We start from the raw sequence: 23,721 nt of genomic DNA on the forward strand, positions 1-23,721 counted from the left end.
TTCAGTCATGAGGAGCCTCCTCTTTCGGTGTAATGGATTCTCCATCTTCCAATGCTTCAGGCGCATAATAATAGATGGATACTGCCGTCTCCCCATACAAAGCCTTGCGCGTTTGTTCAAACGGGCCGAATTGCTCAGGGTAATCATGTTTGGATTCATATTCAAGCACGATGGTTGCTTCCGGTTCCAGAAGTTCCAGTTCGTGCATGGTCAGCATCAACTCGTGCCCGTTCTTCATACGATATGGCGGGTCGAGAAACACCAGATCAAACGTTGTGCCTCGCTTAGCGAGTGCCTTCAATGCACGACCTGCATCATTACGATATACGGCCGCCTGGTCCTCCAGCTTGGTCGCCTTCAGATTCATGCGGATGACTTCAATACTTTTTGATTCCAAATCAACAAAAACAGCCTTGTCCATGCCGCGGCTCAGTGCCTCAATACCGAGACCCCCACTGCCTGCAAACAGATCCAATGCTGTACCGCCCTCAAAATAAGGACCAACCATGCTAAATAGCGCTTCCTTCACCTTGTCGGTGGTCGGTCGCGTGCCTGTGCCAGGAACAGCCTTCAGCGGCCTGCCTTTCGCACTCCCAGATACCACTCTCACTGACGAGTCACCTTTTCTCTATGTAAGTTTAATGATAAAGCTATCCTACCACACTCGGGTTCAGTTTGAAAAATGTCCGGTCTTCATATGCCTTGGAAAATTGTTGACGAATTGTTGACGCATATGTATAAAAAGGAAACAATCGGGTGATTCTATAATTATCGACATCACAAGTGTCGTAGACAACCGCGGAGAAGACTTACGTTTCCCCATAAGCTCTTCGTCCGGTTTCTCCTCTCCCATGAAAAAGAAGCTCTCGAAAGAGGGCTTCTTTTTGTTGTTTATGTTTTCATTTATTTTGTTAGTTATATTTTTCTTGAAGTTCACTTATGTCGGCTTCCTCTTCCGTCTGTAACCATCCAATCTCCCGTAGCCACATGCCCATATCTGCGATAAATTCATTTGTGTTTAGATGTTCAATCCTGTATTTCTGGATCTTTTCACTCAAAAACGCATAAAACTCATGGCTTAACACATACCGTTGTTTGCTTTTGCTTAATGTCTTATACCGATCCTCGCTGACCACCAGATCAAAATAGATGACATTCTCCTTCTTCACATGTCTGACCGTGGACCTTCTCTGGTATTCCTCAGGCAGACACCTGAAAACAAAGAATAGTTCAATATCAACTATCTGATATTTGCTTTTTGCTTGATCAAAAACAGGCTGCAACTCATCCGAAAGATTGGCAACTTGCGTTAAACCTGAAGTGTCAGTTGATCGGCCCAGAAGCATCACTAATCTCCTCCTTATTCATTTTCAACATTCGTAATGAAACTAAAAAAAGGCTGACTTGTGGTGTAAACTCCGTCAATCTTTCCTAATGTTTATCCTTCTTGTTTATCTCCCCAACTTAGCAAGCTATACTAATTCAGCTCTCTATGTTTCCGATTGGACCGCCGCAAATTGATCAATGGAATGATAAGTACTACAACCGGCAAGAGAAGATTTATTGAACCATTTTTAATCATCATGAAGGTAATAAACAGCACGGCGAGCCAAGTCATAATCTCCATCATTTCATATTTGGTTAACGTAAGCTTAAATGCTTTTCTTGAAATGAAACGAATCAAGAAATAAGCGATCAAGCTATAGAACAGGAACATTCCCAAAATTGCAACAGTAATCACGAGGTACATATCCATCATAAAAATCTCACCCGATCCTTATCTCATTTCCTTAATTTTGCTTTACTTCTCTTCAACAACAATCGTTGCATTGTAGATCACAACACGTTTCCCATTGAGATCGAATAACACTTTGTTGCCATATTCCGTATCTTCCACGTCGATTTTGCCATCATAGGTCTGAATCAATTCACCATTATTGCTGTACACTTTAACGACCCTCTCCAGACCGCCCGAATTGTTGGACCTCATCGTTTTGAGTGCACGTTCACCCGAAGCCGTATTGAAATACCATAATAAACATCCAACAATGATGCCCAGAAAGACCAACACCGTCACCCATATACCTGTCTTTGCTTTTCTACCCATCTTGAACCCCCTCTTATGTTTCTTGTCTTGTACATTACGAGATCGGAACGAGAACGGTTTCATACGCCTCTCGAGCTGCACATTGACATAACAAAACAGAGGCCTTCGACAAACGAAGACCTCTGTTCTTATTTAACACATTTTTTGCTGTACTATACTGGTGCTTACAGCGCACGAATGACGAATTCAAATGTCAGTTCGCCGTCCGAAGGGATCAGGTATTCCGGATGAACCGGGGCACCCCAGCTATCATCACCGCCGACACCCATTTGTTTACCCGCAACAGTCACGACCGTATAGTGCACAGGTGGCAATTCATACGCATGTTGTGCGTTCTCCAGCTCAAATGCCGTATATGGTGAAACATTCAGTTCAACCGGTGTACCAGATGCCTCAATTTTGAAGCCACGGCCCGCGTTGTCTGTCAGTTTGGCCCAACGTACGCCGGTACGGTTGCCCGACTCCTGTGGTACCAGATATGGAGCTACAGTATCAGCTACCTTGCTGCCATGGATGCATAGACGTGCGCCGAATGCACGGTCTGCATAGTTTTCTTCGGGTCCCATCGCGAGCCATTCCACGTTTTCGAAGTCAGGTGATGTTCTGAAGGACAATGCATGAATTGGCAGGTTCGGCAATCCGGCTGTACCTTTATACGTATTATGCACACGTACACTTCCATCTGCATGAACGGTATACACCACTTTCACTTGTACATCATCCGAAATGTTAAGCTTATACGTGAACTCGATCCGGTATTGATCCGGTTTCTGTTCCGCTTTCCACTCCACAGAACGTGGCATCAGGCTCGCAGCATACCAGGCACCCAGTTCGAAGCCCATGGCCATACCTTTGTCATTATCCGTCATAGCACGCCAGAAGAGCGGTGCAGGTGGTACAGCAATCGTCTCACGGCCGGACAATTTCAGGGAAACCAGTGTCCCGAACTGTTTGGAGAACAGCGCGTGCGTCTTGCCAGCAAGAACACCGATGTTAACGTCACCTTCAACCACTTGTACATCACTTACAAGGTTCAGGTCCGTCTGTGCTGCATCATTTACCTGATCCTGTGTGAAAATAAACTGTCCAAATGCCACTTCTTCGCCTTTGTCAGCCCACAGTGTTGCTTCTTTTAACACAAATGCAGTGTTCACAGCGTACTCGCCGCCCGCGAGGGATTCTGCACCCAGCGGAAGTTTCACTACCGTCTCGCTTTGGGCATCCACGTTCACTTCCAATGTTCCACGCAGCACTTCATGCCCCTCACGCTCCAGGCTGTATACCAGCTCCAGTGCAGATGTATCTGCGAACAGGTTGCCATTCACGATTTTGACGCCTTCACGATCCGGGAACAGCTTAATGTTCTGATAGAGAAATTTGACCTCCTGCATTTTCGCAGTTACTTTACGATCAGCATGAACGATACCGTTGCCACAGAACGAATAGTCTGATGGACGATCACCGAAATCTCCGCCATAGGCGAGGAACTCTTTGCCATAACGATCTTTTTTATAAATGGATTGGTCGATGTAATCCCAGATGAATCCACCTTGATACATCGGGTATTTGTCTTCCAATTCCGTATATTTGTGCATACCACCAATAGAGTTACCCATGGCGTGCATGTACTCACAGCTGATATAAGGTTTGATCGGGTTGGCATTCAGGAATTCTTCAATGTCCGCCGGTTTGGCATACATGCGGCTCTCCATATCACTTGTCTCATCGAAACGGCGATCATGGAATACACCTTCGTAATGTACCAGACGGGTTGGATCAGCTGATTTGAAGTATTGGGATACTTTATAGATGACTTCACCGCCATGGGATTCATTACCACAAGACCAGATCAGAATGGACGGATGGTTTTTGTCACGCTCCACCATGGATACAGCGCGATCCATAACGATATCATGCCATTCCGGTTTGTCACCTGGAATAACCCAAGAAGGCTCAACGGCGCCAAGCTTCTGCCAAGATCCGTGTGTCTCCAGATTCATCTCGTCGATAACATAGAGTCCATATTCATCACACAGCTCATACCACAGACTTTGGTTAGGATAGTGTGACGTACGTACGGCATTCATATTGTTTTGCTTGATGGTACGAACATCCCACAGCATGTCTTCCTTCGTAACCGCACGTCCACGACGCGGGTTGAACTCATGGCGATTCACACCTTTGAATACAATACGTTTACCATTAATGTGCATGACTTTGTCAATCATTTCAAATGTACGGAAACCAACAGCTTGAGGAACAACCTCAACCAGTGTACCCGCAGCATCATATACACGAATATAGAGGCGATACAAGTATGGAATCTCTGCGCTCCACAGGTTCACTGTACCAATGTCTTCACGAAGACTTACTTGACCATCGTTAACCTTGGATTCAAACGTTTTTACGGTATTGCCTTCACGATCACGAAGTTCAGCCTCTACACGTGCTCCAGCAACCGCTTTTCCTTCCAGTTTCAAATCGAGTTGCAATGTACCGTTCGTATAGGACTTGTCCAGATCTGTGCGAACATGAACATCACGTACGTGTGCAGCAGGGACCGTATACAGATACACATCTCTGAAAATACCGGAGAAACGCCAGAAATCCTGGTCTTCCAGCCAGCTGCCTGTGCTGCGTTGATACACTTCGACCGCCAGTTTGTTCTCACCATCCTGAAGGAATGGCGTCAGATCAAAGTCAGACGGCGTAAAGCTGTCCTCCCCGTATCCTACGAATTGTCCGTTAAGCCATACATAGAATGCAGACTCTACACCTTGGAAAGAAATATAAACCGGATTTGACTCCCAACCCGTCGGCAGGTGGAACATGCGAATATAACTTCCAACAGGGTTTTTATCCTGTGGCAATGCCGGTGGACGAATTTCATTCAGGCCATCCCAAGGGTATTGTGTGTTTACGTATTGAATCTGTCCGTATCCTTGTAACTGGATATGTCCCGGAACTTCAATGTCATCCCAGCCCTCACTGGGAAAATCGGATGTATAGAAAAATTCAGGACGGCTGTCTGGACGAATGGCATAGTTGAATTTCCACGTACCATTCAGGTCATAACGCATGGACATCGCGCCTGAACCTACTGCCTCGTCCATCGTTTGGTAATAACGGTGATCGGAATAGGCATGAAGACGGTTCACCTCAAATACACTTACGTCTCCCAACCAGTTGATATCTGCCTTTGTTGCTTTCATCGGCTCTCTCTCCCTTTAAAACGGTATAGTTTGGCTTATAGGTTCATGTGGATTTCCATTTGCATTCATACAAAATACAAAAAAGACAGAGGTACGCCTGACAGGCGTCCTCTTCTCTTTCCTGCACTCGTCCGATACGGACGCATTATGCGGTTATGCTTATTTCACGGAACCAACCATACCTGCAACAAAATGTTTCTGCATGATGAAGAATACGATTGCTGTAGGTAGTGTTGCAATAACGATTGCTGTCATGATTACCCCATAATCCGGCGCATACCCAGCACCCAGATTCGAGATCAACAGTGGAATCGTTTGTTGGTCAGGCGTTTGCAATACAATGAGTGGCCACAGATAGTTGTTCCAGCTACTCATAAATGTAATGATTGCTGCCGCTGCATAAGTTGTTTTCATCGTTGGCATATAGATCTTCAGGAAGATCCCGAGTTCGCTCAAACCGTCAATACGTCCAGCTTCCAGCAAATCTTTCGGGAACATTTTGGTGTTCTGACGGAAGAAGAAGATCAGGAACGCTGTTGCAATAGTCGGAAGGATAACTGCTCCCATCGTGTTGATACCGATTCCTGGTGCAACCCCCGATATTGTTGCAAACATCCGATACAGTGGTACCATGATTGCTGCAAACGGGATCATCATGGATAACAACAGGATATTAAACACAATATCACGGGACTTCGTGCGAAATACCTCGAAACCATAACCTGCCATGGAACCAATCAACAGGGCCAGAAGAGTCGAGAGCACCGAGATAATAGCCGAGTTCCCGAGAGCCTGCACGAGATTTGTGGAATCAAGCAGTTTGTTGAAGTTATCAATGAAAGCTGAACCTGGTAACAATCTGCCTTTGGTTACATCGACAGATGCATTTGTTGAACTGACCAGCATCCAGAAGAAAGGGAAAATGGATACAAAGGCGACGATGGATAGGAACACATAAGTGAAAATCCGTTTTGCTTTAGCTTTAGCCATTTTTATTATCACCTGCCACTTTAAACTGGATGATGGACAATACAATAATCAAGATTACGATGGAATACGAAACGGTTGCTGCATAACCGAAGTCCGGTGAATATTTAAACGAAAGGTTGTAGATGTACTGTGAGATCGACATGGTCGCGTTACCTGGACCACCTTTGGTTATATTCATGATCTCATCGAAGATTTGCAATGTACCAATCGTTGATGTGATCGACGTGAAGAGGATAATCGGTTTGAGCAACGGTACTGTGATTTTGAAGAATTGTGTAAAAGCATTCGCTCCGTCAATTCTTGCAGCTTCATAGATCGATTGATCGATATTTTGCAGGGATGACAGATAGAAAATCATGTTATATCCGGTCCAACGCCAAGTAACGGCGATTATGATCGTAATTTTAGCCCAGAACGGGTCTGTGATCCATTGGATTGGGTCGCCAATTATGTGCAGACCCATCAGGAATTGATTCACCATTCCATCTGGTGCGAACAAATATTTGAATACAACAGAGTATGCTACCAATGAAGTTACACAAGGCAAGAAAATCGCTGTACGGAAAAAGCTCCGGAACCGCAGTGTGCTGTCATTCAGCAATACGGAAATAAACAAACCGAGAATAATCATTACTGGCACTTGAATGATCAAGTAGATGAATGTGTTCGATAATGCTGTGCGGAACGTGGTATCAACTAACAATCTTTTGTAGTTCGCAAGGCCCGAAAATTCAAGATTAGCCCCTTTGCCAGACTTGAATGATAAGAGCAGCGCTTGAATCATCGGATAGAAGTAAAATGCTACAATTCCGATAACAGCCAGCAAAACAAAAGCCCATCCAGTCAAATTATTTTTCTTTTGGAGACTGTCTCCTGTATTTATGGCTTTCACAGTATGGCTCCTCTCTCTCCACGGAACATGGATAGAACCCACAGAGCCTCTCGCCTTGTCCGGTTCGACTTGCGCCAGACAAGGGAGATGGCTCCGAGTTACTTAGGGTTCTATAAGTTACCTTGGGTATCTTAGTTTAATTGTGCTTCAGCTTGTTTTTGTGCTTCAGCCAAAACTTCATCAATTGATTTACCATTCAGGTACGCTTGCATTTCAACAACCAGAATGTCTTCGATTGCATATGTGTTGCTACCATAGTTTACATTTGGAATTTCTTTGGTCCAATTTGCGAAATCACTGAAGATTTTTTGACCGCTGAAGAATTCATCTGGCTTGTTGTACGCATCACCATCAGTAGCTGGTTTGTAGGTACCGATCGCACCAATGTTTGTCAACAAGTCTTGGTACAATTGTTTGTCAGAACCAAATGTTTTAGCCATGAAGTCAGCTGCTTGATCTGCACCAGGTACATTGTTCATCACATACCAGGAGCTACCGCCCAAGTTGGATGCATGTACAGAGTTAGATTGACCAGCCATTTTCGGCATTGGAGCTACAGCCCATTTACCGGATTGGGATGCTTCTTGACGTACAGATGGTGAGAACCAGTTACCTGTAGGAATTGTTGCTACGCTACCGTTATTGGCGTTGGCAACGAATTGACTCCAGTCAGAGTGCAATTTAACAATGTTGGCATCCATCATTTTTTTGTACGTTTCAAAAGCTTCTTTCAATGCAGGGTTACTGCTGATGTCAGGTGTCTTGCCATCTTCTGCAGTGTACCATTTGCCTGCTGTTTGGATCATCATGCGAATGATTCCAAGGTCATTCGGGTCAAGAGACAGCAGCTCTTTACCTGTTTTTGCTTTTACATCTTTACCGATTTGGATGTAATCATCCCAAGTGATGTCTTGCAGGTCAGCAGACTTGTAGCCCGCTTGTTCCAACAAATCCGTTCTGTAGTACAGACCTGCTACGCCGGAGTCAAATGGAACTCCATATTGTTTGCCCTCATAAGAAGTTGGTCCAATTTTGTAATCTGCAAAATCGGAAGCTTTAATTGTAGAAGACAAATCTTTGAACGCATCCGGATACGCACTCAGGAAGCTTTGTGCACGATAGTCTTCAATCAATACAATGTTTGGAAGACCGCTGCTTGTTCCAGAGTTCAATCCTGTGTTCAGCTTCTGGATAATCGCATCTTGAGCATTCTCAATGATGTTGATCTTCAAATCAGGATTTTCTTTTTGATAAATTTCTTTTGCTTGTTCAAGAGCAGCGACATTAAATGCTTTGTCCCAAGCCCAGATCGTAATTTCGTTTGTTTTTTCATCTCCACCACTGGCAGAATTACCTCCACCACCGGATGAACATGCGGACAACAGCAGTACTGTAACGAGCATCAATACCCACATTTTTTTCAAAACGTTCAACTCCCCTTCGACCTCTTTGTGTGTAATTTGTTTGCGTTTTCTGAAAGCGGTTGCTTTCGATGTATTCATCTTATCATTCCCATATCTCCATTCGTTAGTAATAATTTTGTGCGGATTTGTCATCTTATTACCACAATGAAAACCTTTACAGAAACCGTTTGCATTAAATTTGGTTTTTTGTAATTTCTTTTGATTTTGTATTATCTTGATCTTGAAATCGTACAAATATGTGTTTTCATTGCAACTCTGACACACCAAAATCCCTCGTTTCTGCAGAAATACAGCCACGAGGGATCTTGATTTTGATTGTATTCAATTGAAATAGGCTGCGATTCAACTTGTGATTAAAGGCAGTGTAACGGTGACCCTGGTTCCTTCCCCAACGGTACTCATAATGGTGACACCATAAGGCGATCCGTATAATAACTCAATACGGTCATGTACATTCCGAATACCGATGCCGCTGAAAAGTTGACGATTATTTTTCGGATTGGGCAACGTTTCTCCCATGACAAGCCCATCAATACCATCGCCATTATCCATAATCTCACAGATAAGTGATTCTCCTGTTCTGGAAACCATGACATGAATCGTACCCGTCTCTTTCTTGATGAATCCATGGAAAAATGCATTTTCAATAAACGGTTGGATCACCAGTTTCGGTACATGATAGTGCGTACAATCCGGAGCAACGTAGAAAGCAGCTTTAATCCGGCCACCGTATCTAACGTGATTAATGAAGACATAATTTTTCAAATTCTCAACTTCTTGCTCCACTGTAACCGTCTGACTCACATCACTGATCGTATTTTGCAGCAATCCAATTAATGCATTAATGGTCTCCGCTGCCCTGTCCTTGTTGCCTTGTTGCACCAGAACTTTGACAGATGCAAGTGTATTGTACAAGAAATGAGGATTAATCTGACTCTGTAATGCCGCAAGCTCTGCGTTTCGTTGTTCATGCTGTGTCTGTACTAATTGATCCACATAATCATGCAATTCATCAAGCATGTAGTTGTACGCATGGCCCAGTTGCCGACTCTCGTAACTGCCACTAACCGGTATGTAGTTATCCAGATCACTTTTCGTGATATTAGACATCTGCTTCACCAGTCTGCGCAGTGATTTGGTGATCTGGCTGGTAATCAGAAACACCAGAACAAGCGCACCGATAACGATCGCTGTACAGATCAACGCAACCGTCTTCATGTCAATGAGCTGCCCCATCGCCATATCTTTATCCACCACATTAATCAGGTAAAACCGATAAAAGGGTAAATACTCGGATAGAACAATGCTCTCCTGCCCCATGACACGAGCATTAATACTTTTCGAAGCGTCCCCACTCAAATCCTTAGCATATGTGAGTAGCTCCGGCTGAATTGTTCCGATCCAGTCCATACGGTTTGAAGATATGATTTCGCCCTTTTCGTTCATAATGACCACATCATTCCCCCGACTCGTGAAACTGGAATAGAACTGTTGGAACTCCACTTCTCTCATCGTGACATAAAGTGTCCCGTATATATGACTTCTTGTTCGATCCGTCAATGCCTTTGTTGCAGAAATCATCTGCAGTTCGCCTTCACTGGTATCACCACGGTAATAGTCAAAGATTAGCCGACTCGGCGACTCGAGCGCTTCTTTAGTAATAGGCTCTTGCTTCAATTCATCTCCTGTCTTCTTAATGTAAGCCGGATTGGTGGAAAAACTTCGTCCGTTCACACCCACAATGGTAATCCCCACTTCATATGACTCGATAATGGTTTGAACCCGGTTCATGGTTTCACGCATATTATAGAAAGATTTGGCCGTTGAGACTGAGTCTGCATCCCCCTCAGACAGAAATCCCCGAATGGCACCACTTTGAGTTACATTATTGGTAACCGCAGCAATCGATTCATTAAAAGACTCAAAATTGGTCTTGATCTGATTAAGCACTTTGGAGTTTGTGATACTGAACGTCTCGGTAAACAGATTGGTAGACATATGAATGGTCGTCCATAAGATGAGTACAGAGACGAGAACAATACTGATGACCATAACTAGAAACAACTTGGGAAATAAACCGAGACGAGATAATCTGTTCATCCATTTCTTCATGATCTTATCCTTCTGACTTTATGCCCAGAATTTGCGCCGGTATCGGCTTGGTGATAGTCCGGTGAATTTTTTGAACACTTTGCAAAAATAACTATGATCGGAATAGCCTACCATACTGCTAATTTCAGAGATCGTTACATCATCGGATCGCAGCAGTTCCTCGGCTTTTTCAATCCGAATTTTATTCAGATATTCATTAAATCCTTCTTTTTTGTGAGATGAGAAATAACTGGATAAATACGATGGATTGAAATGAAAGTGCTTGGCTACTTCAGCAAGTCCAAGTGGCTGGTCAAAATGCTCATGCATATAATCCAGCAGCATCTTCATATTCGGGTCACTTCGTTTTCCACCTGCACCGGCGGTGCACTCCTGAACTTCCGTCATAAACTGATCAAGTACAGTCATGACTTCGTCCAGACTCGAAGCCCCGTCCACATTTTTGAAATACGTATATTTGCTCTCTTCCAGCCCGGAAGACTGAACATCCATATCCGCGAGGGTAATGGTCACATTGAAGATCAAGTTACCGAGAAATGATTTGATCTCAAACACATCGGCAATATAATCCCGTCCAAGGGTTGCCGCATGTTCCTGTAAATACTCTCTTGCCGTTTCGACCCGGTTACGCTTCACATGCTGTAAGAACATATTCACATTAAACTGATAACCAGCGGGATGCAGTGGAGGCAGTTCACCATACACCAGAATGGGTCGATCCTTATAATAGAAGCGATACTCCATCAGTTTAATCAGGCGTTCGCGATAGACAACACCCATCTGTTCAAATGAAGTAAAGCTTTCACTAAGTACCCAACCAGGACCGCCTTCTCCTGTAGCTTTTTCACTTGCCAACTGTCTAATCCGTTCAACCAACCAGCCATCTCTCGCGGGATCGACATTAAGAAGCATCACAGGTAATGTACCTTCTGCGGGAACCATAGCACATTCCACTTCAGGCAGATCACTGCGGAGCCTGGACTCCATCTGTTCCTGATCCAACTTCAGTCGATTCCCTCCAGCATCCATCGGTCCATACACAAGTAAACGAAAGGATTTGTGGGGAAAGGTATCTCGTATCATCGTCATTTCACTATCTTCATCCAATGTAAATCCGGATAACATCTTCTCCATCAGCTGTCCAAGTCTCCAGCCATCGTGCGACGGCTCAAACTGCAGCTCCGGAATTTTACCCGCTGTGCGTTGAAGAACCTGCAATAATTCATTCGTGTCCAGCTTCGGTTTCAGTATATAATCTGCTGCTCCGTGCTGAAGCGTAGATCGTACATATTCGAACTCACTGAAACTGCTAAGTACAATAACTTCAATCTGCGGATTATTGGCTTTTAGTGTACGGACAAACATTTCACCATCCATGACAGGCATGACAATGTCGGTAATCACAATATCCGGTTTTAACAGGCTCACCTGCTGTAATCCTTCTTCACCGTTGGAAGCTTCACCCACAATGATAAATCCTTCTGCTTCCCAGTTCATATGATGCTTTATGCCCTGCCTTACCAGAAACTCATCGTCAACAATCAGCACCTTGCACAACCGGTTCATGATCGCGACCCCCTTGTCTAATCTTTCCTCTATATCTGTACAGGCTATACCAACTTATTATATATCGGTTATAAACACTTTCCAGTGTTAGCGGTTACATTAAATTTAAATTGATTGTACATCTTTTTATATCCTAAAACGATCTTATATTCAATGGTAACTATCTATAGTTTACACTATATTTCGACAAAATAAGAAGCCCTGACTCGCCATTCGATCAATTGGCAAAGCAGGACTCCCTATTTTCAATCCTTATTTCGTTAAATCACTCACTTACGGTTCAATTCCCCACTGCAGACTTCCAGCGATATAACCGGTGACTTTGGACCATTCGGCAAAGGAAGTCTGACTTGCTGCGAAGGAGTAATCATCCGTTTGTGTATAGTTGGTCCAATTGCTCTTGGAGATGCGAGTATGAATTTCCGTGCTTTGCCCTGCATTCAGCGTTCCAGCCGAAGCTGTGAAGCCGATCTCAAGCACGTGGTCAGCACCTGTCCGTACCGGACTGATTGCACTGAATGTGCCTGTTACATTCGAACTGCCAGCAGTCGCCCAGTCAGCGAAAAAGTTCTGAGGCTGTTCTCCGTTTATCGTGTAGTAGTATCTGATTTTTACATCAGACAGATTCAACGCTGTAGTACCTGTATTCGTCAGTTTGAATTTGGGGCTAATGGAACTGCCCGTTGCCGATGTATTGCTATTATACATCTCAATGCGTATCGTTCCCGCTGGTGCAGCTGCCGTGTCTTTAATGAGCAGATTCAAGGTCGCATGAGCACCTGCGCTGAATTGAAAGGTTAGTGCCGCTGCGCCATTGGGCAGTGAAGCCAGATAGTTTTTACTCAAAACGACCTCATTACCTGTCAACGTGTAATCTGTACCTGAAACCAGCGTTGCATTCCCGTTACGAATGGATACAAGTGTATTGCCGTTCAACGTTAACGTGACTGGAATATCAACCTGATTACCGGCTTTGCGATCAAATTCGGCTGTAACTGGTGTAATCGCAGCGTTGGTTACTGGTGTTGTCCCCCCGCCGTCTCCTCCGCCATTGTTACCTCCAACACGGTCAGCATACAAAATTCCGCGGCCATTCGTTCCGAGATATACTCTTCCATACAAACGTGGATCACCTGTAATTGTGGTTACACGAGCATACTGATGCTGATCATCGTTGATACGAACCCAATGGGCTCCACCGTCATCGGAGCGGAAGAATCCACGTGTTCCATCGATCTGTGCAACCGTATATAACGCAACAACGTTCTGCCCAGGGGCCGCTTTACCAAATCCGATACTGTCTGCTTCCTCTACATTGGCAAGCTTCGTGAATGTCGCTCCTGAATCCGTGGAATGCCATAATCCGTAAGGACCTTCTTCCTCACTACCACCTGCAAACCATAGTTCACCTTCAACACCTGGAACGGCATCCAGATCGGCATTTCCTTCCACTGGAAGTCCGGTCGCAGATGATGCCGTGAAGGTAGCGCCACCATTCAAACTCACATAGATTTTGCCCGCTGCGAATCCATAGAATTTGTTAGGGTTGACACGATCTGAAACCACTTTCGCCTGTGCAGGTATCCCCGTACTTGCCGTCCAGGAATTGCCACCAGTCGAGTAATGTACACCTTTGTCTGACGTGCTCCATACCAGTCGGTTACCATCTGCAGAGATGGCTACAGTCCCCCCTCCGGTTGTGCCGGCAGGTTCTGCATTCGCTTTATACCACGTAGTGCCTCCATCACTGGACAAACCAATGGATTTTGCATTTGGATCGGCGGCATAATCTGCTTTCCCTACGCGAACCATCGTATTTGGACTTAACTCTGCAAAATCCAGACTTTCTGTGGAAGGATAGTTCGGACTCGTAAATATGGTCGCTGGCGCCTGGTCCAGATCGTTATGACGGAATCCGGAGACATCCCCCAATCCGCTTACCAAATGTGCACCATTTGGCGGGCTGATCAGATCCAGTACGGCAATCTCTTCAACACCTTTGGCCATCACTGAAATATTTATTTTTTCATCATCATCCCAGTCTGTCAGGTTCTTCGTTCCATAGATCGTAGCACCCGTTCCATACATCATGCGATCGGAATCAAACGGATCAATCTCCAGATCACCGATCATCCAGCCCAATTTTGGAGTTGTTTCGGGTGGGGCAGGATTGGTGCCAAATGTGAGCCATGGTGCTGCCGAAATATCCTGTGTATACCGTAACTTCCGGTTCGGATATCCATCAAATTCCCATATGCGTGTCCATGTCGCTCCCCCATCTGTACTGCGGAACAACGTGGCATCCGGCCACCAGGAATTCAATGTCGCAACCATCAATGTACCGGGATTCTGGGCATCGACAGCCAATCCGCCATATCCAAAGTAATTATCCGTGCTGCTGCTTGGAACAGGGCTGATGTTGGTCCAGACACCTGTTGAGGTGTTCAGTTTCCAAACGTCACCTTTTGTCCCATCATAGGGTCCAACACCATCGCTGTACGTAATATAGAGGCTGCCGTCTGAATCAAGCACACCATGATGCGGGATATACCCTGTAGGTTGACTGGCAACAGCTGACCAGGTCAGGCCGCCATTCGTGCTGCGATATACACTTTGAGCTTTATCCGCAACACCCACATAGATTGTCTGGGTTGCCTGCCCTGCCGAACCTGTTGTTTTGTCAAATGTAATCCATGCCAGACCTACGATGTCACTGGTATACTCATTCGATGGGTCTTGCACATAATTCCCCGGATTCGGGAAGCTTGTGACTTCGTTCCAGGTCACACCGTAATCGGTACTTTTCCATAATCCATGACCACTTCGTGCACCGAAATACAGGATACGGTTATCATTCGGGTCCACGCTCAGGCGTTCGCCCATCGAACGTCCTGGCATGTTACCGCCCACTTTGAACGGAAGTGTTGTGGTCTGCCAGGTATCTCCCCGATCCGTAGAACGCAAGATGGAACCATTATTTTGGTCCCACGAGTTCGTATACGTCCCAACTGCCATATACACGCGATCCGGATCAACCGGGTCCGTAGCCAGTGCGTCCACACCATTCTTGTTCCAGTCATCCCAGCCAACAAAATCCGTTAAGGGTATCCAGCTCTCGTCAGCCGCATTCCAGCGATAGGCTCCCCCTATATCCGTACGGGCATAGATCAGATCCTTTTCAGATTCGTTGAAAATAATACCCGGTACAAACCCGCCTCCTGCACCTGTCACCACATTTTTCCACTCATAGGCTTCACTCGGCGCCGCCGATGTAGTTCCAGCAAGTCCTCCCAGCGAAGCAGTTACTACAGCAACCGTCAGACTCATGATTCGTAATTTCCCCATAAACGTTCTCATATCAACTTATCCTCCTCTTTAACTTTGTTACTGCATTTTGGTCTATTCCCGCTGTCTCATCGTGCTGATGATGGCGTGCCAGACGAATCAATGCATCCCTTGATACAAGAAGCCTCACCTCCCTCCAGTCTTATTGTTAAGCGCTTACATAATTATTCTTGATTCACGGTTATATGGATAATACTTTCAATAAATAACATTCGATGGAAATTTTAAAACCCCTCTGTCGAAATCGTTTTTTGTAAAATTTTTTCTAGTGTTTAAACTTGTCTATGCAATAAAAAAAGATGCTGTTAGAACAGCACCTTTCAACATGTTATATTTATATAAGAGTACCAAATGAATCATTTCTTACCTGACCGACCAGACAGAAGTTCACTACATGATTGGCACCTGTTTATTTCGAGCTACCATAGGCATGAGTCTCCTGACCTTTAACTCCCGGTCTGACGACAAACAGTGAACCCGCATCCGGCGTCTCTTTCAGACGTTCTTCCTTAATCCCTATACGTGCTGTTGTAATGTAAAGTTCTTCGAGATCCGGTCCACCAAAACAGCAGGAGGTTACCTGATCTGCCGGTATATCAATCTGTTGCAACAGTTCTGATGTATCCGGGTTCCAGCGAGTGATTCTTCCTCCGCCCCAATGCGCAACCCACAGCATGCCCTCACCATCAACCGTCATGCCATCCGGAAACCCGAATTCCTCCGGTATATGAATGACACTTGTCCGATTCTGTATCGTACCTGCTGTCAGATCAAAATCAAACCGGTCAATCGAACGTGTAGGAGTATCAATATAATACATGGTCTTCCGATCCGGACTCCAACCCAGACCGTTGGATGTAGATACACCTTGTACCATCGTGCGAACAGGTTGTCCTTCCTCCAAACAATACAATGATCCGGCTTTGCTTTCATTATTCATGCTCATCGTGCCTGCCCAGAAACGGCCCTTCGCATCACACTTGCCATCATTAAACCGATTGGTATCCTTATCTTGTTCGGGGTCCTCAATGGCATGCAGCTCACCCGTAATCAGGTGAAACGTATGAAACCCACTGCGTAATGCAACCACAACTTCGTCACCCCGATACGGAACAACCGCGCCGACATGTTCACCCACATCATAAGCTTGATCCTGACCTGTAGCCGGATCATACACATGCACCTTGAAACTTTCAATATCTACCCACAATAATCGATTGTTCTCCGCATCCCAGCTCGGCCCTTCCCCCAGCAATGCGGGGGTTTGTACTGCAATAGTTACATTGCTCATGCCATCACGTCCTTTTTAAGATTTGACGCCGCCCGACCATTCGAATCCGATGGCATCCAAAAATGCTTTGGACAGTACCATATGGCCCGTTGCATCCGGATGTACCCGGTCATAAGTCAGCACAGACGTATAGAAATGATCCCAAAATGGAGCAAATGCAGCCTGTGTATCCACATACACCGCATCATACTCGCTGGCAACCCTGCGTACCGCTTCTCCGTAGATATCCATCGTGGCCCGCATCGGATCTTCCGGATTGGCCTCAAGGTAATAAGGCGTCATCAATACCAGTCCTTTTAAGTTGGGACGAACCGAAGCCACCAGTTCACGCAATGTGGATTCGTATTCTTCAAGAAACACATGGGAGTCTGTTGAGAGTGGGTTATCAAACTGACGCCATACATCGTTAATACCGATCATGATTGTGAGCCAATCCGGTTTAAGGTTCAGCACATCACGATCCCAGCGCTGTTTCAGATCACGAATCGTATTCCCACTATTACCCACATTCTGGACACGCAACATCAATTCCGGATAGATGGATCGCAATAGGGCATAGACTTGCGCTACATAACCATGGCCCAGACCTGAACTTCCTTCGCCTACGGGATGTTCCCGACCACAGTCCGTGATCGAATCTCCGATAAACAGAAGCTTATCATTTTTCTGCAATTTCATTGTCATTTACTCCTTCGCTCTAAAGCGCTAATATAATTACCAGCCTTGGTTCTTAAGCCACGTCAAGCATAGATCCGACCATACCCGAACGGCGGGGTTGTCCTCAGCCAATCCAAGTCCATGTGAGCCCTTTTCAAAAACATGCAAGTCATAAGGAATGCCATGCGCACCCAATGCCAGTGCATAACGCAAGCTATTCTCTACAGGTACTGCCTGATCATCGCTGGTGTGCCAGATGAACGCTTCAGGAGCATCCGCTCTCACCTGCTGCTCCGCGCTGAAAGCTTTAATCTGCTCGGCAGACGCGTCAGACCCAAGCAAATTTTCACGGGAACCGGCATGTCCATAGGACTCCATCGTAATGACCGGATAACAGAGAATAACCCGGTCCGGACGTGAACTCTGGCGCTCAATCGGGTCCTCATGATCGTTTTGTCCCTCGTCATACAGCGTTCCCAGTGTTGCTGCAAGATGTCCGCCTGCGGAGAAACCAAGTACTGCAATCTTGGCAGGATTGATGCCGTACTGCTCGGCATGCGCACGAACATAACGTATGGCACGCTGACCATCTGTTATCGGTGCTGGATGCTGGTGAGGTGCCACCCGATATTTCAGGACAAATGCACTGATACCTGCACGGTTCAGCAATTCGGCTATTGGAGCACCTTCATGATCAGCCAAAAATCCATAGCCACCACCAGGGCATACAATGACAGCGCTCTCGGAACCGGGCTGAATAAATGGAATCAAATGTGGCATGTCGTCTTCATGACCCTGCGCTGCATAAGGTGCAGTATGATCCCATAAGGGTATCGTGGTTGTCATCTTCAATCATCCTCTCCAAGTAGAACGGATACTAAGTGTCCGTTTAAACGTTTTCGAATCTCAGGAATCGATACCATCATAACGGCAATGACCCTCATGCATCAATACCTTCCTGGCATCACTTTTTAATCATTTGAGTACAAGTTAGTACAAATTACGGAACTGCTCGGGAGTCACTCCCTCAATCCTGCGAAAAGTAGCAACAAAATGGCTTGAATCCCGAAACCCAACCCGAATTGCAGTTTCCTTAATCGTCAGGGCAGTATCACCTGTCATGATTTCCTTAGCTTTGCGAATACGCAGCAGAATGAAATAACTATAGGCTGTCATGCCAAAAGACTGTTTGAACAAGGTGTTCAAATGCCTGGATGAGATCCCCGTAACGGCAGCCATATGTTCAAGCCCAATCTCGGGATTCCCATAATGCTGCTCCATGAATGCAATGAGCGGGGCCAATCTCTCCACGGCATGTGAGATGGAATGACGATTGCCCGTCATACCATGTTTTTTGAGCATAATCAGAAATCGGTATATATCCGCTGAAGCTTCGAGTCCCGACAAATCTTGATCACTGCTGATTGACTCCAGTACCTCCTGGCCGTAATTGTTAAATGGGCTGCCCTTCTCCCACTGATGGAATGCCGCTTCACCCAGACCAAGTGACTCCATGATTGCCGGACACTGCGAACCGCCAAATGTAATGTATAGTGTCTCCCATTCCCCCTGAGCGCGCACATATTCATGCGGTTCATTCGGAGGCAGCAAAATACCGGATGCTTCCCCCAGTATGACCATGGACCCGGCAAACTTGAATTCTCCGGCTCCCTTCACGGTCTGAAGCCAGTGATAACAGGGATACCCCGCAGGTCTGGACACCTTCTCCTGATTGCCGTTATAACCCAGGCTCTCAATATAAAGAGGCAGCGGCTGATCACGTGATGTCATGAAATATCGTTGATGTCTGGGTGAGATTAACATGGGATGCCTCCTTGGGTATACGCTGAATTAGACTTCCGTATTCTTATATGAGTCATTACTTTTATTATATTTTAAAAGTCATATGTATCATATAGTATAGGATTATTCTTATACAAGAGGTGAACACATTGATTAGCAGCAAACTACCCAAAATGTTCTACGGCGGCGATTATAACCCGGAACAGTGGGATCACGAAACCCACCTTGAAGACCTGCGCATGTTCCAATTGGCAGGCATTGATATTGCCACGATCAACGTATTCTCATGGGCATTGATTCAGCCTGATGAAGTTACTTACCGTTTTGAAGAACTCGACCAACTGATTAATCGTCTATATGAGAATGGTGTCTATATATGCCTTGCAACGAGTACGGCTGCCCATCCGGCCTGGATGGCAAAGAAATATCCAGACGTGCTTCGTGTAGATGCTGACGGACGCAAACGCAAATTCGGCGGGCGACATAATTCCTGTCCCAACAGCCCAACCTATCGCAAATACGCTGAGAAGATTGCAGATAAACTGGCCGAACGATACAAGGATCACCCCGCAGTTCTCGTATGGCACATCTCCAATGAATATGGCGGTGATTGTTACTGTGATAACTGTGAGAAAGCATTCCGCGTGTATCTGAAGGAACGCTATCAGACTCTGGAACGGGTCAACCAAGCATGGAACACGAATTTCTGGGGGCATACCTTCTACGATTGGGACGAGATTGTACTTCCAAGCAACCTGAGCGAACATTGGGGGAACAACAATTCAACATTCCAGGGAATCTCGCTGGACTACTCTCGCTTTAACTCCGACAGCATGCTGGATTGTTATCTGTTGGAATACGATGCGATCAAAAAACACATTCCGGACTCCGTTGTGACGACCAATCTGATGGGCTTCTTCAAGCAATTGGACTATTTCAAATGGGCAAAACATATGGATATCGTCTCCTGGGACAGCTATCCCGGTCTCGCAACACCTGTCAGCTTCACGGCTATGGCTCATGACCTTATGCGCGGATTGAAGGATGGTCAACCGTTCATGCTTATGGAACAAACACCAAGTCAACAGAACTGGCAGCCGTATAATTCACTGAAACGTCCAGGTGTCATGCGTCTGTGGAGTTATCAATCTGTTGCGCACGGGGCCGATACCATCATGTTCTTCCAGCTTCGCCGCTCCATCGGTGCCTGTGAGAAGTATCATGGTGCAGTTATCGAACATGCTGGACACGAGAATACACGTGTATTCCGCGAAGTCGCTGAGCTCGGCAAGGAATTGCAGATCCTCGGTGACACCACGCTGGATGCGTCTGTTGAATCCAAAGTAGCGATTGTGTTCGACTGGGATAACTGGTGGGCCATTGAAAAATCAAGCGGACCTACAGTTGCCCTGAACTATGTGGATCAGATCCATAAATATTACGCAGCCTTTTTCCGCCGCAACATACAAGTAGATATCATCAGTGTGGATACGGATATGAGCAAATACGACATTGTCCTTGCCCCTGTCCTTTACATGGTTAAACCAGGGTTTGCCGCCAAACTGGAGAAGTATGTTGAAGCAGGTGGAACGTTCCTGACGACCTTCTTCAGTGGCATTGTGAATGAGAGCGATCTCGTAACCACAGGTGGATATCCGGGAGAACTCCGTAAACTGCTCGGTATCTGGGTGGAGGAGATTGATGCCCTGCTGCCTGAGCAAAAGAACCGCATTGTTCTCAAAGAAGCCTACGGCAATCTCAAAGGAGAATATGGCTGCGGCATGCTGTGTGACCTGCTGCACAGTGAAGGAGCCGAAGTCATCGCGGAGTATGGAGACGACTTTTATAAAGGCATGCCTGTGGTGACACGGAATACCTTTGGCCAAGGTGAAGCCTGGTACGTTGCATCCGACCCGGATGAACAATTCCTGGATGGTTTGCTGGGACAGCTTGCAGCAGCCAAGAATGTAGAGTCCTTGCTTGAGACACCGGAAGGTGTTGAAGTGAGCGCACGTACCAAAGACGGCAAACCTTACCTGTTTGTCATGAACCATAACGCAACCACGCAATCCTATGATCTCGGTACAGCCCAGGCTCATGATCTGCTCACCCAACGCGAACTGTCGGGAAATGTTGAGATTGAGGCCCGCGGGGTGCAATTGCTCGAAATGAAATAAGTAATTTCGCTTCATTCGAATCATTGGAAGCACATCATGTGGCAGAAATACCCGTGATACAAAGTGTCACATATTTATTCCTTTTGTGCTTGTTATTGTGTTCAGCAAGGATATTGGTATAAATTTCATACCTTTATCCTCTTCTGTAATCTATAAGCTGCTACTTCCCGTATCCGTTCACACCGGATACGGGTTTTTGGCATGATCAGTGGTTTAATTAATAGAAGGAAATATCATATTGCAAAGCGAATTGGACGATACATACATTTTAACAATGCCTGCCGGAACTTGCTTGTAAACCCTGCTGCTGATCTATCATAAAATGATGAACAGCTGAAATATTGGTGACACTCATGATGTCACTTATTCGTTGTTACAATAGTAAGTATAACTACGACATCACTTTCCGGCGGCGCAAAGATCGAAACGGAGTGGCTGACATGAACAGAACAAATCGGCTTGCTGCCATCGTAATGGCATTACAGCATGGTCACGAAACGGCACACTCATTAGGCGAGAAATTCGAAGTTTCCCGTCGTACAATCCTCCGGGATATTCAGTCCCTCTCCGAGATGAATGTGCCCATTATTGCAATCTCGGGTCCGGGAGGTGGTTTTAGTTTAATGGAAGGTTATGTATTGCCCCCATTACAACTGGACCCGGTAGAGGCAGCGACGCTCATATTCGCGCTTGAGGGTCTGAGTCGCTACGCTGACACGCCCTTTCATGAGAAACGCTGGACTCTGATGAACAAAGTTAAAGCCATTATTCCGGATGATATCATGGCCCGAATTGATCCCATGCTCAAACAACTGCATCATCACATTCCAGATCGCAATTACATCCTTCATCACCTCGATCCATTGCTGGCTTGTATACCTGAACAAGGATGGTTAAGTGTGCTGTACCGCTCCGTATCACGTATGCGATGGCTGCATATCTGTCCCACACGGGTATATGCTTCCTCCGGCTTCTGGTATTGTGAAGCATATTCGATCGAACATGGTGAACAGCGTCTGTTCCGGATCGATCGAATAATGGATGTCAAGGCGATTGAGCCACAGGATGAACAGGCGTTAAGGGAACAGGCAGAGCAACAGCGCAACAAGCCGATCCCTCCCGAACAACCGCCAACTCTGGTTAGAGTACAACTGAGTTATCGAGGTATGGTTGAAGCCGAACAGGACGAGCATATCGGTGAAAAAATGATTGAAATTGCCCCAGATCTCTGGGAATTGTCATTTCTCTGCCCACCAGGAGAATGGGACTGGGCCGTACGGTTTTTTTACCGATTGGGACGTGAGGCTGAAGTGATCGAGCCCCTCAAACTCCGGAGCGAGATTCGTCAGCATGCCGAGGAAGTGAGCCGAAGATATATTGCTTCAACCCAATAATCGCTTCATCATACTTTTCAAAGGAGCCTGCTGATATCATGACATATGAACCCGTTATAACATACGAAGAAGCAGTACAACGTATCCAGTCTATAGGCTTGCTGCCTTTGGCACCACTATTCGCCGAATACCCTTCTCTATCGTCGCTAACTCCCAAAGAACATTGGCACAAGGATGATGAACGCGATCCCTGGTTATGGCGTTCACGCCTGGCTGAAGAAGGCATTGCTGCATATGGAAAATTCGTCAAAAAGAAAGCGCTTCTTGTCTCGCGTGAATACTTCCCTTGGGTCCACCGACTGCTTTCCGACTCCAGAACCACCCAGGAGCAATATGAAGCAGGGGTGCTCTCCCGTGAAGCGTTCAAACTCCATACGTTAATTGCAGATCAGGAAGGTATCGATGGACGTGCCTTGCGATCACAAGCCGGTTTCGGGGCAAAAGAGGATAAAAAAGCATTTGATCGCGGGCTACTGGACCTTCAGGGCTGTGCTGCCATTGTGATCAGTGGAACCAAAGAAAAAGAGGGGCTTGCTGAAGGCAAAGTCGCATGGAACAGCTCCGCATATGAGACCGCAGATCACTGGATGCAACGTCATGGCATTACACCATTTGAAGGCAGCGTAGAAGAAGCACGTGAACTGCTGGTTACACAACTGCAGCAACACGCATCTTCCGCCGCATTATCAAGCATTACCAAAGCAATGGGCATCCGTGGAATCTAAATGAAGCCAATCCCGGTTGTCGTAGT

At 46.0% G+C, this 23,721-nt stretch carries 18 protein-coding genes; 3 read left to right on the top strand and 15 right to left on the bottom strand.

Features of this window, described 5'->3' with window-relative positions; translation table 11 throughout:
• Window position 1: 1 nt before the first annotated feature.
• The 15 genes from rsmD to MKY73_RS18995 form a co-directional block, all read right to left on the bottom strand.
• On the bottom strand, window positions 2–610 hold the full coding sequence (gene rsmD / locus MKY73_RS18925) for a 16S rRNA (guanine(966)-N(2))-methyltransferase RsmD (RefSeq protein WP_253433670.1): 609 nt from the start codon (window positions 608–610) through the stop codon (window positions 2–4).
• A 301-nt stretch (window positions 611–911) separates the two neighbouring features.
• Window positions 912–1,346: a hypothetical protein gene (locus tag MKY73_RS18930; protein ID WP_339303014.1), complete on the bottom strand. Its 435-nt coding sequence runs from the start codon at window positions 1,344–1,346 to the stop codon at window positions 912–914.
• Window positions 1,347–1,477: 131 nt separating this feature from the next.
• Window positions 1,478–1,759, bottom strand: a complete 282-nt coding sequence (locus MKY73_RS18935) for a hypothetical protein (RefSeq protein WP_339303015.1) — start codon at window positions 1,757–1,759, stop codon at window positions 1,478–1,480.
• A 42-nt stretch (window positions 1,760–1,801) separates the two neighbouring features.
• Window positions 1,802–2,107, bottom strand: a complete 306-nt coding sequence (locus MKY73_RS18940) for a hypothetical protein (RefSeq protein ID WP_339303016.1) — start codon at window positions 2,105–2,107, stop codon at window positions 1,802–1,804.
• Between the two features lie 164 nt (window positions 2,108–2,271).
• Window positions 2,272–5,319 (bottom strand): glycoside hydrolase family 2 TIM barrel-domain containing protein, encoded by a 3,048-nt coding sequence (locus tag MKY73_RS18945; protein ID WP_339303017.1) that lies wholly within the window; start codon window positions 5,317–5,319, stop codon window positions 2,272–2,274.
• Window positions 5,320–5,478: 159 nt separating this feature from the next.
• A complete protein-coding gene (locus tag MKY73_RS18950) occupies window positions 5,479–6,309 on the bottom strand; it encodes a carbohydrate ABC transporter permease (RefSeq protein ID WP_339303018.1) in 831 nt (276 codons plus the stop codon).
• Window positions 6,302–7,201 (bottom strand): sugar ABC transporter permease, encoded by a 900-nt coding sequence (locus MKY73_RS18955; protein ID WP_278295763.1) that lies wholly within the window; start codon window positions 7,199–7,201, stop codon window positions 6,302–6,304. Before MKY73_RS18955 ends, MKY73_RS18950 begins: the two co-directional genes overlap by 8 nt.
• 131 nt (window positions 7,202–7,332) lie before the next feature.
• Entirely contained in the window at window positions 7,333–8,625 is a 1,293-nt protein-coding gene (locus MKY73_RS18960; protein ID WP_339241492.1) for an extracellular solute-binding protein, read from the bottom strand.
• A gap of 342 nt (window positions 8,626–8,967) precedes the next feature.
• Window positions 8,968–10,737 (bottom strand): sensor histidine kinase, encoded by a 1,770-nt coding sequence (locus MKY73_RS18965; RefSeq protein ID WP_339303019.1) that lies wholly within the window; start codon window positions 10,735–10,737, stop codon window positions 8,968–8,970.
• 18 nt (window positions 10,738–10,755) lie between these two features.
• Window positions 10,756–12,303 carry a response regulator transcription factor gene (locus MKY73_RS18970; RefSeq protein WP_339303020.1) on the bottom strand — a complete coding sequence of 516 codons (1,548 nt, stop codon included), beginning with the start codon at window positions 12,301–12,303 and terminating at the stop codon, window positions 10,756–10,758.
• 273 nt (window positions 12,304–12,576) lie between these two features.
• The gene (locus MKY73_RS18975) at window positions 12,577–15,630 is read right to left on the bottom strand and encodes a X2-like carbohydrate binding domain-containing protein (RefSeq protein ID WP_339308660.1); all 3,054 of its coding nucleotides are present in this window, start codon (window positions 15,628–15,630) and stop codon (window positions 12,577–12,579) included.
• Between the two features lie 427 nt (window positions 15,631–16,057).
• Entirely contained in the window at window positions 16,058–16,939 is an 882-nt protein-coding gene (locus tag MKY73_RS18980; protein ID WP_339303021.1) for an SMP-30/gluconolactonase/LRE family protein, read from the bottom strand.
• Between the two features lie 15 nt (window positions 16,940–16,954).
• The gene (locus MKY73_RS18985; RefSeq protein WP_339303022.1) at window positions 16,955–17,617 is read right to left on the bottom strand and encodes an SGNH/GDSL hydrolase family protein; all 663 of its coding nucleotides are present in this window, start codon (window positions 17,615–17,617) and stop codon (window positions 16,955–16,957) included.
• Window positions 17,618–17,653: 36 nt separating this feature from the next.
• Window positions 17,654–18,442 carry an alpha/beta hydrolase gene (locus MKY73_RS18990; RefSeq protein WP_339303023.1) on the bottom strand — a complete coding sequence of 263 codons (789 nt, stop codon included), beginning with the start codon at window positions 18,440–18,442 and terminating at the stop codon, window positions 17,654–17,656.
• Between the two features lie 144 nt (window positions 18,443–18,586).
• On the bottom strand, window positions 18,587–19,420 hold the full coding sequence (locus MKY73_RS18995) for an AraC family transcriptional regulator (protein ID WP_339303024.1): 834 nt from the start codon (window positions 19,418–19,420) through the stop codon (window positions 18,587–18,589).
• Between the two features lie 128 nt (window positions 19,421–19,548).
• Between MKY73_RS18995 and MKY73_RS19000 the strand changes: the two genes are divergently transcribed.
• The 3 genes from MKY73_RS19000 (at window position 19,549) to MKY73_RS19010 (ending at window position 23,695) form a co-directional block, all read left to right on the top strand.
• Complete coding sequence (locus MKY73_RS19000) at window positions 19,549–21,576, top strand: beta-galactosidase (protein WP_339303025.1); 2,028 nt, start codon at window positions 19,549–19,551, stop codon at window positions 21,574–21,576.
• Between the two features lie 440 nt (window positions 21,577–22,016).
• The gene (locus MKY73_RS19005) at window positions 22,017–22,970 is read left to right on the top strand and encodes a WYL domain-containing protein (protein ID WP_339303026.1); all 954 of its coding nucleotides are present in this window, start codon (window positions 22,017–22,019) and stop codon (window positions 22,968–22,970) included.
• 38 nt (window positions 22,971–23,008) lie between these two features.
• A complete protein-coding gene (locus MKY73_RS19010) occupies window positions 23,009–23,695 on the top strand; it encodes a hypothetical protein (protein WP_339303027.1) in 687 nt (228 codons plus the stop codon).
• Window positions 23,696–23,721 lie beyond the last annotated feature (26 nt).

The sequence above is a fragment of the Paenibacillus sp. FSL R5-0519 genome (assembly GCF_037974275.1).
Lineage (GTDB): Bacteria > Bacillota > Bacilli > Paenibacillales > Paenibacillaceae > Paenibacillus.